The following is a 14,727-nucleotide window of genomic DNA, read 5'->3' on the forward strand; positions in this document are numbered from 1 at the left end:
ACAGAATGAATAGCAGTTAACCTTATATAATAAGAAAGAGAGAAGAAAATTTTGGCCGATTTTCTTCTCTCCGAGATGTTTGCATCTCAAAAAATTAAACTTCCTCTTGAATGGAATAGTGTTTAATCTTAAAACTTACAAATGTATGAATAAACAGTCTATGACTTACGGGTATCCCCCAAAAAGAAGCATAAAAAACATAAAAATAACTTTTACCGTTTTGTTGTTATTTATTTTGCAGCTCACAACAAGCAATATTTATGCGCAGGATAAAAAAGTATCCATATCGGTAAAGAATGAAAATCTGGAGAATGTAATAAGAATGGTTGAGAAACAGACGGATTATCTGTTCTTTTACAATTCAGATGAAATCAATAGGAAACAAAAAATAACAATCGATAAAAGAAACAGCACATTAAAAGATGTACTTGAAGTAATTACCGCTAAAGCCAATTTATCATATACCATTAAAGGTCGTCATATCATTCTGACGCAAAAGGTTGAAAAGACTGCTGTGGGTGGAAGTGCTTCAGCCAAGCCGTCGGAGAGAACAGTGACGGGTATAGTAAAAGATGAAACGGATTTCCCAGTTGTGGGGGCAAATATTGTGATACCCAAGACGAAGAAAGGAGTCATTACAGATATAAATGGAGCTTTTTCCTTGAATGTAACTCCCGGAGATGTAATTGAAATTTCCTATTTGGGATATATGACACAGGAAATTAAGGTGACAGATCAGAAGTCACTGAATATTGTGTTGCGGGAGAATGCAAAAGCCTTGAGTGAAGTGGTGGTTGTGGGATATGGAGCTGTGAAGAAATCTGATTTGACAGGTTCTGTAGCTTCCGTGTCCAATGCAAATCTGGTAAGGGGAGGCAATACAAACTCTGCCGGTGCTTTGCAGGGCGAACTTTCCGGAGTGACGATTGTACGTTCCAATAACAAACCGGGTGGAGGGTATGATATCAAAATCCGTGGTATTAATTCTATAACAGCTTCTTCCTCTCCGTTGATTGTCATTGACGGAGTGCCGGGTGGAAATCTGGACTTTGTGAATCCGGATGATATTGAAAAGATAGATGTGTTGAAAGATGCGTCTGCAACAGCTATTTATGGATCCAGTGGTGCCAATGGAGTTATCATTGTTACAACTAAGAGAGGCCAGACCGGTAAACCCAAGATTTCGTATAATGGCTATGTGGGGTTTAGAACGTATACTAACCTGCCGGATATGATGTCCGGAGATGAATATGTACAGCTTGCCAGAGAAGCAACTCGTGGCGGGGCTCCCAATTATGTTTATAAAAGAGACGAGCAGATATTTACAGATCCCTCCGAACTTCAGGCGGTAAAAGATGGTAACTATTATGATTGGTTGGATGCTATTTCCGATCCTGCTTTTATAACCAACCATAGCCTGTCGGCAGTAGGAGGTACGGAAGCTGTAAAATATGGTTTCTCCGGTGGATACTATTATGAAGATGGTATGATTCAGCCACAAGAATATACGCGTTATAATTTGCGTTCAGTGGTAGATATAACTATCAACAAACATGTGTCTTTTGGTGGAAGTATGTATGCTACTCACAGTATTCGTGAAAAAGGTAACTGGGACTTATTGCGGGATGTATTCCGTATGCGTCCTACACAACATCCGAACAGTTTGGTGACAGGTGAAGAAATCTGGAAGTATTCGAGTAATAATCTTTTCAATCCTCTGATTACTTCAAAGAATCAGCGTTCGCAAGTGAAAAGTTTAAATCTTCAAAGTAACATCTATCTGAAAATAACTCCTATTGAAAATTTAGAGTTGACTTCTTCCTTTTCTCCGTATTTCACGCAGACATCTATGGGCGATTATATCGGAGTATGGACTAAAGCGCAGCAAGGTACGGCCAAAGGAGCAATTGCTAATGCTACAAAGGATAATTCGTTGAGTTGGATCTGGGATAACATTATAAATTATACTTGGAAGAAGGCGATACATTCCATTACTGCTACCGGAGTTTTTTCTGCACAGAAATATCAGTATGACAGATTATATGGGGCGACAAAAGACCTGTCATATAATTCGTTGTGGTATAATTTGAATGGAGGAGAAATTACAGGATTAAGTTCTAATTTCAATCAGTGGACTATGATGTCTTACGTCGGTAGAGTCAACTACGGGCTTTTAGACAGATATTTGTTGACGGCTAGTTTGCGTTATGATGGTTCATCTAGGTTGGCTGACGGTCATAAATGGGCGCTGTTTCCTTCAGTGGCTGTTGCATGGAGAATTACAGAAGAAAGCTTTGTCAAAGATTCGAAGTGGCTGTCTAATCTAAAACTGCGTTTGAGTTATGGACAGGCAGGTAATGCCAATTCTGTTTCCCCTTACGCTTCTGAAGGGAACATTTCGGGTTCTGTTTATTATCCTTTCGGTACTTCTACTTCTGTAGGTAATCTTCCCGCTAATATAGCTAATCCCTTATTGACATGGGAGCGTACTTCTGAATATAATGTTGGATTTGACTTCGGCTTTTTAGGTCAGCGTATTTCCGGTAATATTGAATATTATAACCGGACAACGAATGATTTATTGATGGGGCGTAATATTCCGGTTCATTTAGGTTACTCATCGGTAGTTTCCAATGTGGGTTCAGTGAGAAACAGCGGATTTGAATTACAGCTAAATACGGTAAATATTGCATCGAAGAACTTTACATGGAATACGACCATTAATTTAGCTTACAATAAAAATGAGATTGTAAGTCTTGCCGATGAAGAAGATTTGAGTAACTATTCTGTGAATCTGAAAGGAATGAGAGGCCGTTATTCGGATAAAAGATTTATCGGTAAGCCTGTAGATACTAACTGGAATCAGAATACGATTGGTGTGTGGCAGTTGGGAGAAGAAGAGGAAGCTGCGAAATATGGGTGTGTACCGGGTAATTTCAAGATTAAAGACTATAATAATGACGGAAAACTTACTGATGACGATTATATCATAGATGGTAAACGAACTCCGGATTGGACGGGAGGTATGACGAATATGTTTAAATACCGTGATTTTGATTTATCTTTCCACATGTATTTCCAGTTAGGCGCTACTCAATACGACCGTTTCTTTGAAAACTTTGCATTGGAATGGAACAGTCAGAACTTTAATAATTTGCGGACAAACTACTGGACACCGGAGAACCCTTCCAATACAATGGGGCGACCTTCACAAATGGGTTCCAGAGGTAATATTGCTTATGAAAAGACCGATTTCCTGAAAGTATCCTATGTCACATTGGGATATTCGCTGAATAAGAAACTACTGTCAAAATGGGGGTTAAGCAATGCCCGTATCTATGTGACAGTACAGAATCCTCTCATCCTGACGAAATTCAGGGGACTCGATCCGGAACAGCCGGATATAACAAATATCGGAGATACGGATGGTATGACTAAGAATACGCTATTAGGTGTTAATGTTTCATTTTAAAAACAGATTTATGAAAAACAAAAAATATTTGAAATATGTCCTTTTATCATTAACTATAAGTATAGGGATGAGTTCTTGTTCTGATTTTTTGGATGAAGTGAATTATTCCAGTCAATCAGCGGATAAATATTATCAGACTAAAAGTGGATATGAAAGTTTGATTGTAGGGTGTTATTCAAACTTGAAGAATATTTATAATAATACGAACTTTCAGATTTTCACTCAACAGGGGACAGATGTGTTTACACAGAATTATCCGACGGAAATTACTCCGATGAACCAGTACACCACTACTTATCAGTCGAGTAATGGTACGGTTTATTCCATGTGGAGCTCTTATTATAATGCTTTGAAGAATGTGAATGCTGCTATCGACCGTTCGGAGAATGTGATTCTACGGACAGATGATCCGGATGGCATGGAACCGAACACTCTCGCGCAACGAGTAGCGGAGGCTAAGGCATTGCGGGCATGGTACTTATTAGAGATTATTAGAAACTGGGGAAAGGCCCCGTTGGAAATACATGAAGCGAAAGAACCTTCTTATACCGTTGAGTATGCGGATGGTGCCGCTTTTTATAAGCAAATATTTGAAGATCTGGAGGCAGCAATCGCAGTGCTTCCTTATCGGCAGACGGGTTCCAGCTATGGCCGTATGTCTAAAGCTGCAGCCAAACATATCCGGGCATTAGCTTATCTGACACGTGGATATGAAGATTATGCAGATGCTAAAGATTTTGAGAATGCTTTTAAAGATGCGGAAGATGTCTATCTTAATTCAGGACACAAATTATTGGACGATTATGCTATGGTACATCGTCAGTCGAACGAAATGAATGACGAGATTGTTTTTGCGATTGGTTTTGCTGATGCGGCGAACTATAATACGAATATCTGGAATCAGTGGTTTATGATGCCATATTCTATCGGCGGTTGGTTAGGATTAGGGAAAGATAGCTATTATGGTAATGCCAGTGCGCATGTAAAAGCAATTCCTACTAAATATGCTTATCTCATGTATGACTGGCAGAAAGACAGACGCCCATCAGTCACTTATATGAGTCCGCTGAATGGAGATAAGAATACTTCTGTGGATGGAAAAGACGCTGGCAAAAACTGGTTTCAGTGTACTACTCCTGTGGATGGAGTTTTTGCAAAAGGTGATAAGATTATCTACTTCCCGGTTCCTACCGATCCGGAATATAAGGTATGGTCTGCTTCAGATAAAGATAAGGTAAGATACAAGGTCTTTAATTTCCCGGCTGGCGACGCGAGCGATATGTCCGATGACGATTATTATAAGTATGCTTATCAGACGACAAATTCAACATCTCGTACTTTCCTTCCTATTTGGAAATTCAAAGATGGAAATACAGAGTTTAAAGAGGATGAATCGGGGTCCGGCACACGTGATATTTATCTGTTCCGTCTGGCAGAAACCTGTCTGATAGCAGCAGAAGCGGCAGTTATGAATAATGATAATGACAATGCGATCAAATATATTAATTATGTTGCTTCACGTGCGGCCAAGAATGCTCCGGTTGCAGGTCTTACAGGCTATAGCGGGACTGTAACATTAGATGATATACTTGATGAGAGGGCGAAGGAATTATTAGGCGAAGGATCACGTTGGAATGATTTGCAGCGTACTCGTAAATTGGCAGAACGTGTGTTGAAATATAACTGGGATGTATCTAATATTCATGGTGGTACAATCAAGACTACTCTGACAGAAGAGTCTTTTAAGAATAAATTTATTCTGCGCCCTATTCCTTTGCAATGGTTAAATTCTTTATCCAATGGAAGTGAATTGGGAAATAATCCCGGTTGGTAACCGAATGTTGAATTTTAAAACGAAACTTATATGAAACTAAGATATATTTTACCGATACTATTTTTATTGTTTGCTTTTGTTTCATGTCAGGAAGATAATACGCCTCCACCGGCTAATCCGAATCCGAATTATACGGAAACGGGCCCTTCTATGGACTTTGTCCACCCGGGAATCCTGCATACGACAAGTAGCTTGAACCGGATGAAAAACTTTGTGATGGGCAATGTTTCTCCGGCTATAGACTGCTATAGGAAACTTGAATCAAACCGTTTGGCTTCTTCCAGCTATGCAATACAAGGTCCTTTCACTGTCATTGCACGTGATGGAATTAATGCAAGTACTAAAACGCCTAGTGAAGAAGATCATAAGGCAGCCTATTTGAATGCGGTTATGTGGTGCCTGACAGGGAACGAAGCACATGCAAAGAAAACGATAGAGATATTGAATGCCTACGCCGGGACATTGCGTGAGATAGGTCCTGATGCCAATGACGACCCTTTATGCGCTTCTTTGCAAGGATTTCTTTTAGTAAATGCAGCCGAACTGATTCGATATACCTATGAACCTGTATCTCAAACGGATATTGATGCTTGGGAGAAGATGTTCCGTAATGTATTTATTCCGGTTTTGAGGGAGTTTTTTGCCAAACCGGCTTATACGAATGGCAACTGGGGTACTGCTGCTATCAAAGCTTTTATGGGATTCGGTGTTTTCTTGGATGATGAAAGTTTATATAATGAAGCTGTTGACTTTTTCTATAATGGTAATGACAATGGTAGTTTGACAAACTATATCAGTGAAACCGGACAGTGTCAGGAGAGCGGACGTGACCAGAATCATACGATGTTAGGATTGGGACATTTGGCGGAAGCGTGTGAAATTGCTTATAATCAGAAAAACGAAACGCTCTATAGCGCCTCGGAAAATAGATTGTTGACGGGTTATGAATATACAGCTAAATATAATCTCGGATATAATGATGTTCCTTTTGTCACCTGGCAGGATGTTACCGGACGATATTCAAACTGGACGGTCATCTCTACGGCAGACAGAGGTAGCTTCCGTCCCGTGTTTGAGATAGCCTACAATCATTATGTGACTCGTAAAGGCTTGAAGATGCCGTATACCCAGCAGGTGATATCCAGAATTTCTCCGGAAGGGGAGGCACAATGGTGTGACCATCCGGGATATGGAACGCTACTGTTCCGTTCGGAAAGTGGAATGCCGCCAAGTGAAGGAGCTGTTGACGGTAAGGGTACAGATTGGAAGGTTGTGACTAATAATGCGACTGGCAAAGCCGAAGGCGATGATTACATTGTAACACCTTCTTTGCAAGGCAACGGAAAGTATAGAGGTGATGTGAAGCGAGGACAACTGGCATTGCATATCGGTAATTATCCAATTCTTGCAGTTGTGATAAAAGGACTGCCGGCTACCCGTGCGTTTACGTTCGACTCTTCCGAATATGGATATTATAAAAATAGTGTAGGCAACCAATGGGGACAGAATACAGCATCAAGTATTGAAAAAGACTATGGAACGGTCTACTATTGGAATTTTAGCGAAGGAAACTTCTTTAAAGATGATAAGAATGTATATCTGCCCACAGATAAATCATTCAATATAACTATTACCTTGAAGATTGCCGATCTTGTTTATCCGGATGGAGTATCACCTTATACTATCAAATGGATGAAAGCATTTAGAAATGTTGATGAACTGAACAGTTATCTGGAAGAGAATTAATCTCCTTCCGTTTTTAAGGTAGAAAGAAGACAATGTAATTATGGTCAGCCCTTTTTGACAGGGCTGATTATAATTGCATGGTCATATACACATCCATTTAAATAATAGGTAAATAGATATGAACCTGATAAAGAAAAGAATATTCTCTTTGTGGGCTAGTCTGTGTATTCTGTGTGCAGTCAATGCACAAGAGACAGAACTGACCTACTGTAATAAGCAGATACATAAAACATTGCAAGCAATTGGAACTTCCTCTAAAATTCCGAGATCCATGGATGCTTATAAGTTGCATTGGAATATGGTGAGTGTCGATGATTGGACGAGTGGTTTTTTTCCGGGAGTTTTATGGTATGATTACGAATATAGCCGGGAACCGGAGATAAAAGAAAAAGCCGTTTATTTCACCAGACTGTTAGAACCTTTATCCCATAAAGTTACCAGTCATGATCTGGGATTCCAGATATTCTGTAGTTATGGCAATGCCTACCGTCTGACAAAGGATAAATATTATAAGGACGTTATTCTCAAAAGTGCGGAAGAACTGTCCCAACTGTATAATTCCAGGGTTGGGACTATTCTGTCATGGCCGTGGAAAGTTGCGGAAAATGGTTGGCCGCACAATACAATCATAGACAATATGATGAATCTGGAATTATTATTCTGGGCGTCAAAAAATGGAGGAGGTAAAAAGTATTATGATATGGCATTGTCACATGCTCGTGTAACTAAAGAAAATCACTTTCGTCAAGACGGCTCTTGCTATCATGTGGCCGTTTATGATACCATATCCGGCAAGCTTATAAAAGGAATCACTCACCAGGGATATAGTGACCGTTCCATGTGGGCACGCGGACAGGCATGGGCTATTTATGGCTATACGATGGTGTATCGTGAAACCCGTGATAAGGATTTCTTGCGATTTGCAGAAAAGGTGGCCGATCTTTATATCAGTCGTTTGCCGGCCGACCTGATTCCATTCTGGGATTTTGATGCACCTGATATTCCGGCAATACCCAAAGATGCTTCGGCTGCTGCGGTAACAGCGTCCGCCTTATTGGAACTGTCAACATTGGAAGACGATCCGGAACGATCCGAACGATATTATGCATTAGCAAAAGAAATGCTTCATAGCTTATCTTCAGAGCACTATCAGAGTAGAAAGAAGAACTCTTCCTTTCTATTACATTCTACCGGGCATTATCCTGCCGGGGAAGAAATAGATGCTTCTATCATTTATGCCGATTATTACTATATAGAAGCACTTATGAGGTGGAAGAAAATAGAAGCAAAACAAGCTCTGTCACAAGAGAATAAATTTATCCATCCGGGTATTCTACATACCCGGGAGAGCCTGGAGCGAATCAGACATTATGTAGACCAGAAGATAAATCCGGCTTATCAGTCTTATTTATTGTTGCAGGCCGATCCTTGTGCTTCATCCGATTATCAGCTTCAGGGACCTTTTGAGGTTATAGCCCGCTTGGGAGTGAACAGCTATACAAAAAGACCGAGCGAAGATGACCATAAAGCAGCTTATTTGAATGCTCTGATGTGGACGATTACAGGAAAGGAAGCCCATGCCCGCAAATCAATCGAAATATTGAATGCGTATAGCGCTGTATTAAGACTGATTGGCCCCAATGATAATGATGATCCCCTGTGTGCTTCTTTACAAGGAAGTATGTTAGCCAATGCAGCCGAACTTATCAAGCATACGTATGACAAGGTTGAAAAGAAAGATATTGCAAGCTGGGAGCACATGTTGCGTACGGTATTTATTCCGGTTCTGGATACCTTTTTTAAAGCCAAGCCTTATACAAACGGAAACTGGGGAGCCGCTGCAACGAAAGCATATATGGCTTTTGGCATTTTCTTGGATGATGAATCTTTGTATAATCAGGCTGTTGACTTCTACTATAATGGTCACGATAATGGTACAATTAAAAATTATATCAGTGAAAGCGGGCAGTGCCAGGAGAGTGGACGCGATCAGGACCATGTGATGTTCGGATTGGGTAATCTGTCTGAAGTTTGCGAAACAGGCTATAATCAAGGTGATGAAAAGATGTATGCCGCACTTGACAACCGTTTGCTGACCGGCTACGAATATACGGTAAAGTATAATCTGGGAGAATCGGTTCCTTTCAAAGTCTGGACGGATATATCAAGACGTTATTGCGATTGGCAAGTGATTTCGGAGAAAGAACGAGGAGCTTTTCGCCCGATATTTGAGATTGTATACAACCACTATGTCACCCGCAAGGGGTTGGATATGCCCTATACCCGGCGTGTAATGTCTAAAATCTCGATTGAGGGGGGCTCTAAATGGTGTGATGGTCCCGGATATGGAACATTACTTTTCAGGACACAAATGAATGAAAAATGAACAATAAACAAATGAAGATGACAATAAAGATCCCCATCCTATTATTAAATATAGTTGGAGGACTATTAGTGTTGAGTTGTACTACACAACCCAAAGTAAATACCGATTATTCGGTATATGTGAATCCGTTTATAGGCAATGCGGATAACGGACATACTTTTCCGGGAGCATGTGTTCCTTTCGGTATGATTCAGGCGAGCCCGGAAACGGGAAATGATGCCTGGAAGTATTGCAGCGGATATAATTTTGCGGATGATTCTATCATCGGCTTTGCCCAGACTCATTTAAGCGGAACGGGATGTCCTGATTTGGGTGATATCCTCTTACTACCTTTCAGTGGGAAGATCGAAAATAATGTCTATAAAGGTAAGTTTGATAAAAGGTCAGAAAAGGCTTCTCCCGGATATTATGCCGTTCACCTGACAGATTTTGATGTGGATGTCGAACTGACTTCTACCCAACGGACAGCTTTTCATCGTTACGTTTATCATTCGGATGCACCATCCGGATTGCTGATAGACTTGCAGAGTGGAGTCGTATGGGATCGGGAATGGCTTAAAAAACATGTATTGTATGCTGATATGGATCTGCCGGATAACCATACCATCACCGGACATCAGATGGTAGAGAACTGGGTGAAACGTTCCTATTATTATGTGATTTCTTTTGATAAACCATATACGGTAAAGGATACCTTATCTTCTGTTGATCCGGAGAAAGGGAAACGTCTTCTGTTGGATTTCAATCTGGCGAAAGGGGATACCTTGCAAGTGAAAATAGCACTTTCAACGGTAGGAGTAGAGGGTGCCATTGCAGCTTTGGAAAAAGAAAATCCGGCATGGAATTTTGAGGGAATCCGTACGGAGGCACATAACCAATGGAATCAACTATTCTCTAGGGTGAAAGTTACGGGAAGTGATGCACAGAAAACCAACTTTTATACATCGCTCTATCATCTGTTTATCCAACCTAACAACATTGCTGATATAGACGGTCGTTATCGTGGAGCCAATGATAGTATATATACTTCGAAGACGGGTAGTTATTATTCTACTTTGTCTTTGTGGGACACTTACAGGGCAGCTCACCCCTTATATACGATTCTATGTCCGGAAAAGGTGGATGGTATGATCCAGAGTATGCTTGACCATTATAAAATACAAGGATATCTGCCGATATGGACTTTGTGGGGAAAGGAGAGTTATTGTATGATAGGGAATCATGCCATTCCTGTCATAGTGGATGCCTATCTGAAAGGTTTCCGCGGATTTGAACCGAAAGAGGCCTATGCTGCTATTCGTGGTACTTCAACCGTTAGTCATCAGCATTCCGACTGGGAGATTTATGATCAATACGGATATTATCCTTTCGACCTTATCCCGAAAGAATCTGTTTCCCGGACACTGGAATCGGGATATGATGATTATTGTGTGGCTCAAATGGCTAAAGCGATGGGGAATGATGAAGATTATGATTATTTCTTCAAACGCTCTTCCTATTATAAGAATTTGCTGGACCCTTCAACAACCATGATGAGAGGGAAATATTCAAAAGGGAACTGGCGTACTCCTTTTAACACCTTGTTATTGTCCCATGCTGCCACTTCCGGAGGAGATTATACGGAGGGGAATGCCTGGCAATATACCTGGCACGTACAACATGACGTGGAAGGGCTAATCGAACTACTCGGAGGTAAGGAGGAGTTTGCCAATAAACTGGACTCTTTATTTTTCTTGGAATCATCTAAAGAGAATACAGGATTCACCCAAGATGTAACGGGGCTTATCGGACAGTATGCACACGGCAATGAGCCAAGCCATCATGTGGCTTATTTATATAACTATGTGGGACAACCTCATAAAACACAGCAACTCATTCGTGAGATTTTTGACCGTTTCTATCTGTCCAAACCGGATGGATTGTGCGGAAATGACGATTGCGGTCAAATGTCTGCATGGTATATCTTCTCTGCAATGGGATTTTATCCGGTGAATCCGATTGGAGGAGAGTATATATTGGGAGCACCGCAGATAGAAGAAGTCACCATTTCATTACCGGATAATAAAACATTCACGGTACAGACAAAGGGCTTATCGGATGAGAATAAGTATGTGCAGTCGGTAACGCTGAATGGCAAACCTGTTGAGAATTTCAGAATATATCATTCGGATATTATGAAAGGAGGGGAATTGGTATTTGTGATGACTAATTAATATTGAATGGTTACATGATTGGTAATTAAGATTATACCTTTTGGGAAGTTTCCCATAATGTAATACTTGTTTCCCCGTAAGACAACAGTTGTTTCCCCGTAGGCAAACCATAGTTTCCCCTATGGGGGAACAACTGTTGTCTTACGGGGAACTTCTCTTGTCCTTGGTGATTACCAACTGTACTCTTCGGTGTAGTCATCATAAACGGGCTCTTCCTTTATTCCATATTGCAGGAACAAATTGCGGATATATGCCTGTTCGGTGGGAGTAATGTAGCGCTCGCCCCGGAAGCAACAATAATAATGCGATTTTCCGTAATAGGCAAGCAAGTTGTAGCGAAGGCTATAAGCAGTTTTATATGGTACGTTATCAAGCAGATGTTTCATTCCCCATGCCATCCGTAATTTTCGGGAACTGACGAAGAAGGGGCATTTTGCAGCATCCTGCGAAACACTAGCAAGATTGACGATGCTGAAGTAGTGAGTCTCGGGTGTGGTTTGTAACAGGGCAAGACGACGGAGGCAGGAATTAGCTTGCTTACATTTTTCGTTGAGGCAGCGGGCGAATGAATCGGGGACCGGTTTGTTTTTCTTTTGTGGGTTACGCATGATGATAATTACAGTTTCACAAAGGAACGAATTTATCTGGGGCTGTGCAAGTAGTGGGGAAATAATTCTTGATGTTAGCTTGTATTTACTGAAAGTTACTGTATTTTTGTGCAGATATTAAAATGTATAGATCTATGCTGGACCTTATTTTGATTGTGATTAGTGCCTTTTGTATGATAGCTGGGTTAGCAGGTTGTATCCTTCCGTTTCTTCCCGGCCCTCCGATTGCTTATTTGGGATTAGTCATTCTTCATTTCACGGATAAAGTAGAATATACTGCGACGCAATTAATCGTATGGTTATTGATTGTAGCTGTTTTGCAGGTCTTGGATTATTTTACGCCGATGCTGGGCAGCAAGTATAGTGGTGGTAGTAAATGGGGGAACTGGGGATGTATCATCGGAACGATGGTCGGACTTCTTTTTTTGCCTTGGGGCATTATTCTCGGACCTTTCCTCGGGGCTGTGATTGGTGAGCTACTGGGAAATAAGGAATTCTCCCAGGCACTTAAATCCGGATTCGGCTCATTAATCGGATTCATATTGGGAACTTTGCTGAAGTTTGTGGTTTGCGGTTATTTCTGTTATCAGTTTATTGTGGGACTTGTCCGATAGTTTTTTTATGAAAAATGAGACTTGTATTTTAAATATATAATGTATCTTTGGCACCGATGAAATAAGATATTATGGAATTCTCACAAGTCAATCAACAAATTATTTTAGATATAAATAAAGGGAAAGAATCTGCTTTTTCCATTTTATATGATAGCTACTTTACATATTTGTGTGTCTATGCCACTACCTATTTGTTTGATCCTGATGAAGCAAAAGAGGTAGTTAATGATGTCTTTGTGCATATATGGTATCGCAGGGGCGGATTGACATATCCCATACATTCTTATTTGTTGTGTAGTGTGAAAAATGGCTGTTTGAATTATATCCGCTCTTTGCGTACCCGTGAACGTATTATTGATGAATATCGTGAAGAACTGCTTCGTATGCAGGAGGAATTTTGCATAGAGGATTACAGTCCTTTGCAGGAGTTGGAAGTTAACGAGTTGAAACAGCAAGTTGAAAATATAGTGAAGTCTCTGCCGGAAAAATGTCGCATTATTTTTGAAAAGTATCTTTATTCGGGTATTTCTCCTCAGGAAATAGCGGATGAATTGGGTATTTCGGTAAATACAGTTCGCGTTCAAATCAAGAATGCAATGGATAAAATGAAAATGCAATTAGGGTCGGCTATTGTGATTCTGCTTTTGTTCCTTTTGAAGAAATAATGAAAAAAAATTGTTTTTGTCTAAATGCATCGTATTCCAGATGTGTATTATATACAAAAGGCAAAGATAATATATGGAAAATCAGTTGAAGGAATTTGAAGAATTGCTGGTTGATTATTTCGCTGGTAATCTGTCGGAAGAGGATAGTCGGAGGTTGTGTACTTTGATGAAGTCCGACCGGATATATCGGCAGAAATATGAAGAAATGGCAAAAGTCCGTGCCAAATCTTTTGTCCCACGATTTGAGAACGAGAAAAAAACGAACTATGCTGAACTCGTGTCAAAATTGTCTATGCATCCCAATCGCAAGCATTCAACTTTTTCTCTACGTCAGTGGGGATATCGCATAGCAGCAGTTGTATTGTTGGTTATAACAATGTCTGTGACTGTTTACTATATTTATAATGGTATTCAAATTGCAGGGCAGTCAAAACAATTATGTATGATGGAAGTTCCCTTGGGCTCACAAACCAAAGTATATCTTCCGGATGGAACAGTCGTTTGTCTTAATTCCGGTTCTACATTAAAGTATAGCCCCTCTTTCCTGAAACAGAAGACGAGAGATGTTTATTTAACGGGAGAAGGATATTTCGAGGTGGAGAAGAATCCGGAAAGACCGTTTATCGTCCATACCAATGAACTCAAGGTAAAAGTGCTGGGAACAGTGTTTAACATACGCTCTTATCATGAGGATCCGGAAGTGGAAGTTGACTTGGTGGAAGGGAAAGTCAATGTCTCTATGAATTCGGATGAAAAGAAAAATGTGGTTTTATCTCCTGACGAATGTCTGATTTACAATAAGGAGCGGCAGCAAATGCGGAAAGATGTAACCGATGCCAAAAGAATGACATTGTGGACTACCGGACGATTGAACTTTGTTAATACTTCCTTTGTCAGTCTCATGAAAGATATTGAACGGAGATATAATGTGAAGATTAACATAGAAAGCGAACAAGCTCAGAAAGAAATATTCTCGGGAAGCATTGATGTTAAACTGTCGATTGAAGACGTCTTGGAATATATAGATGTAGATAAGAAATATACGTGGACACGTAAAGGTAATATGATTGTGGTACAGGATAAAAGAAAATGAATTGTTTAACCCTTAAATAATAGTAATGCTTATGATATAGACTCAAGATAGTAAAAGAAATCGGAGAACATATTTGCCCTATGCTCTCCGATCGAT

At 40.3% G+C, this 14,727-nt stretch carries 9 protein-coding genes; 8 read left to right on the forward strand and 1 reads right to left on the reverse strand.

Annotation, left to right across the window (positions count from 1 at the left end; all coding sequences use genetic code 11):
* Positions 1-145: 145 nt before the first annotated feature.
* From I2I13_RS05965 to I2I13_RS05985, 5 genes are all read left to right on the forward strand, one after another.
* A complete protein-coding gene (locus tag I2I13_RS05965; RefSeq protein WP_195649082.1) occupies positions 146-3,472 on the forward strand; it encodes a TonB-dependent receptor in 3,327 nt (1,108 codons plus the stop codon).
* 10 nt (positions 3,473-3,482) lie between these two features.
* Positions 3,483-5,306: a RagB/SusD family nutrient uptake outer membrane protein gene (locus I2I13_RS05970; protein WP_148366237.1), complete on the forward strand. Its 1,824-nt coding sequence runs from the start codon at positions 3,483-3,485 to the stop codon at positions 5,304-5,306.
* Between the two features lie 30 nt (positions 5,307-5,336).
* Positions 5,337-7,052 carry a DUF4979 domain-containing protein gene (locus I2I13_RS05975; protein WP_008999154.1) on the forward strand — a complete coding sequence of 572 codons (1,716 nt, stop codon included), beginning with the start codon at positions 5,337-5,339 and terminating at the stop codon, positions 7,050-7,052.
* 124 nt (positions 7,053-7,176) lie between these two features.
* Complete coding sequence (locus tag I2I13_RS05980; RefSeq protein ID WP_229128572.1) at positions 7,177-9,438, forward strand: alginate lyase family protein; 2,262 nt, start codon at positions 7,177-7,179, stop codon at positions 9,436-9,438.
* Between the two features lie 17 nt (positions 9,439-9,455).
* Positions 9,456-11,651, forward strand: coding sequence for a GH92 family glycosyl hydrolase (locus tag I2I13_RS05985; RefSeq protein ID WP_195649083.1), 2,196 nt, complete (start codon positions 9,456-9,458; stop codon positions 11,649-11,651).
* Between the two features lie 170 nt (positions 11,652-11,821).
* On the opposite strand, the gene I2I13_RS05990 is transcribed toward I2I13_RS05985, so the two are convergent.
* Positions 11,822-12,259: a DUF6078 family protein gene (locus I2I13_RS05990; protein WP_148366241.1), complete on the reverse strand. Its 438-nt coding sequence runs from the start codon at positions 12,257-12,259 to the stop codon at positions 11,822-11,824.
* A 134-nt stretch (positions 12,260-12,393) separates the two neighbouring features.
* Here I2I13_RS05990 and I2I13_RS05995 point away from each other — a divergent pair, with 134 nt between their 5' ends.
* The 3 genes from I2I13_RS05995 to I2I13_RS06005 all read left to right on the forward strand — a co-directional run bounded on the left by I2I13_RS05995 (position 12,394) and on the right by I2I13_RS06005 (position 14,631).
* A complete protein-coding gene (locus I2I13_RS05995) occupies positions 12,394-12,873 on the forward strand; it encodes a DUF456 domain-containing protein (protein WP_195649084.1) in 480 nt (159 codons plus the stop codon).
* Positions 12,874-12,944: 71 nt separating this feature from the next.
* Positions 12,945-13,538, forward strand: a complete 594-nt coding sequence (locus I2I13_RS06000) for an RNA polymerase sigma-70 factor (protein ID WP_148366244.1) — start codon at positions 12,945-12,947, stop codon at positions 13,536-13,538.
* 73 nt (positions 13,539-13,611) lie between these two features.
* Positions 13,612-14,631: a FecR family protein gene (locus tag I2I13_RS06005; protein WP_148366246.1), complete on the forward strand. Its 1,020-nt coding sequence runs from the start codon at positions 13,612-13,614 to the stop codon at positions 14,629-14,631.
* The last annotated feature ends 96 nt before the right edge of the window (positions 14,632-14,727 follow it).

Source organism: Bacteroides sp. D55t1_190419_B8 (genome assembly GCF_015558905.1).
Lineage (GTDB): Bacteria > Bacteroidota > Bacteroidia > Bacteroidales > Bacteroidaceae > Bacteroides > Bacteroides vicugnae.

What these genes read in the sequence shown, in the direction of transcription:
- I2I13_RS05965 (WP_195649082.1), top strand. Translation starts at nt 146, where the DNA reads ATGAATAAACAGTCTATGACTTACGGGTATCCCCCAAAAAGAAGCATA.
- I2I13_RS05970 (WP_148366237.1), top strand. Translation starts at nt 3,483, where the DNA reads ATGAAAAACAAAAAATATTTGAAATATGTCCTTTTATCATTAACTATA.
- I2I13_RS05975 (WP_008999154.1), top strand. Translation starts at nt 5,337, where the DNA reads ATGAAACTAAGATATATTTTACCGATACTATTTTTATTGTTTGCTTTT.
- I2I13_RS05985 (WP_195649083.1), top strand. Translation starts at nt 9,456, where the DNA reads ATGACAATAAAGATCCCCATCCTATTATTAAATATAGTTGGAGGACTA.
- I2I13_RS05990 (WP_148366241.1), bottom strand. Translation starts at nt 12,259, where the DNA reads ATGCGTAACCCACAAAAGAAAAACAAACCGGTCCCCGATTCATTCGCC.
- I2I13_RS05995 (WP_195649084.1), top strand. Translation starts at nt 12,394, where the DNA reads ATGCTGGACCTTATTTTGATTGTGATTAGTGCCTTTTGTATGATAGCT.
- I2I13_RS06000 (WP_148366244.1), top strand. Translation starts at nt 12,945, where the DNA reads ATGGAATTCTCACAAGTCAATCAACAAATTATTTTAGATATAAATAAA.
- I2I13_RS06005 (WP_148366246.1), top strand. Translation starts at nt 13,612, where the DNA reads ATGGAAAATCAGTTGAAGGAATTTGAAGAATTGCTGGTTGATTATTTC.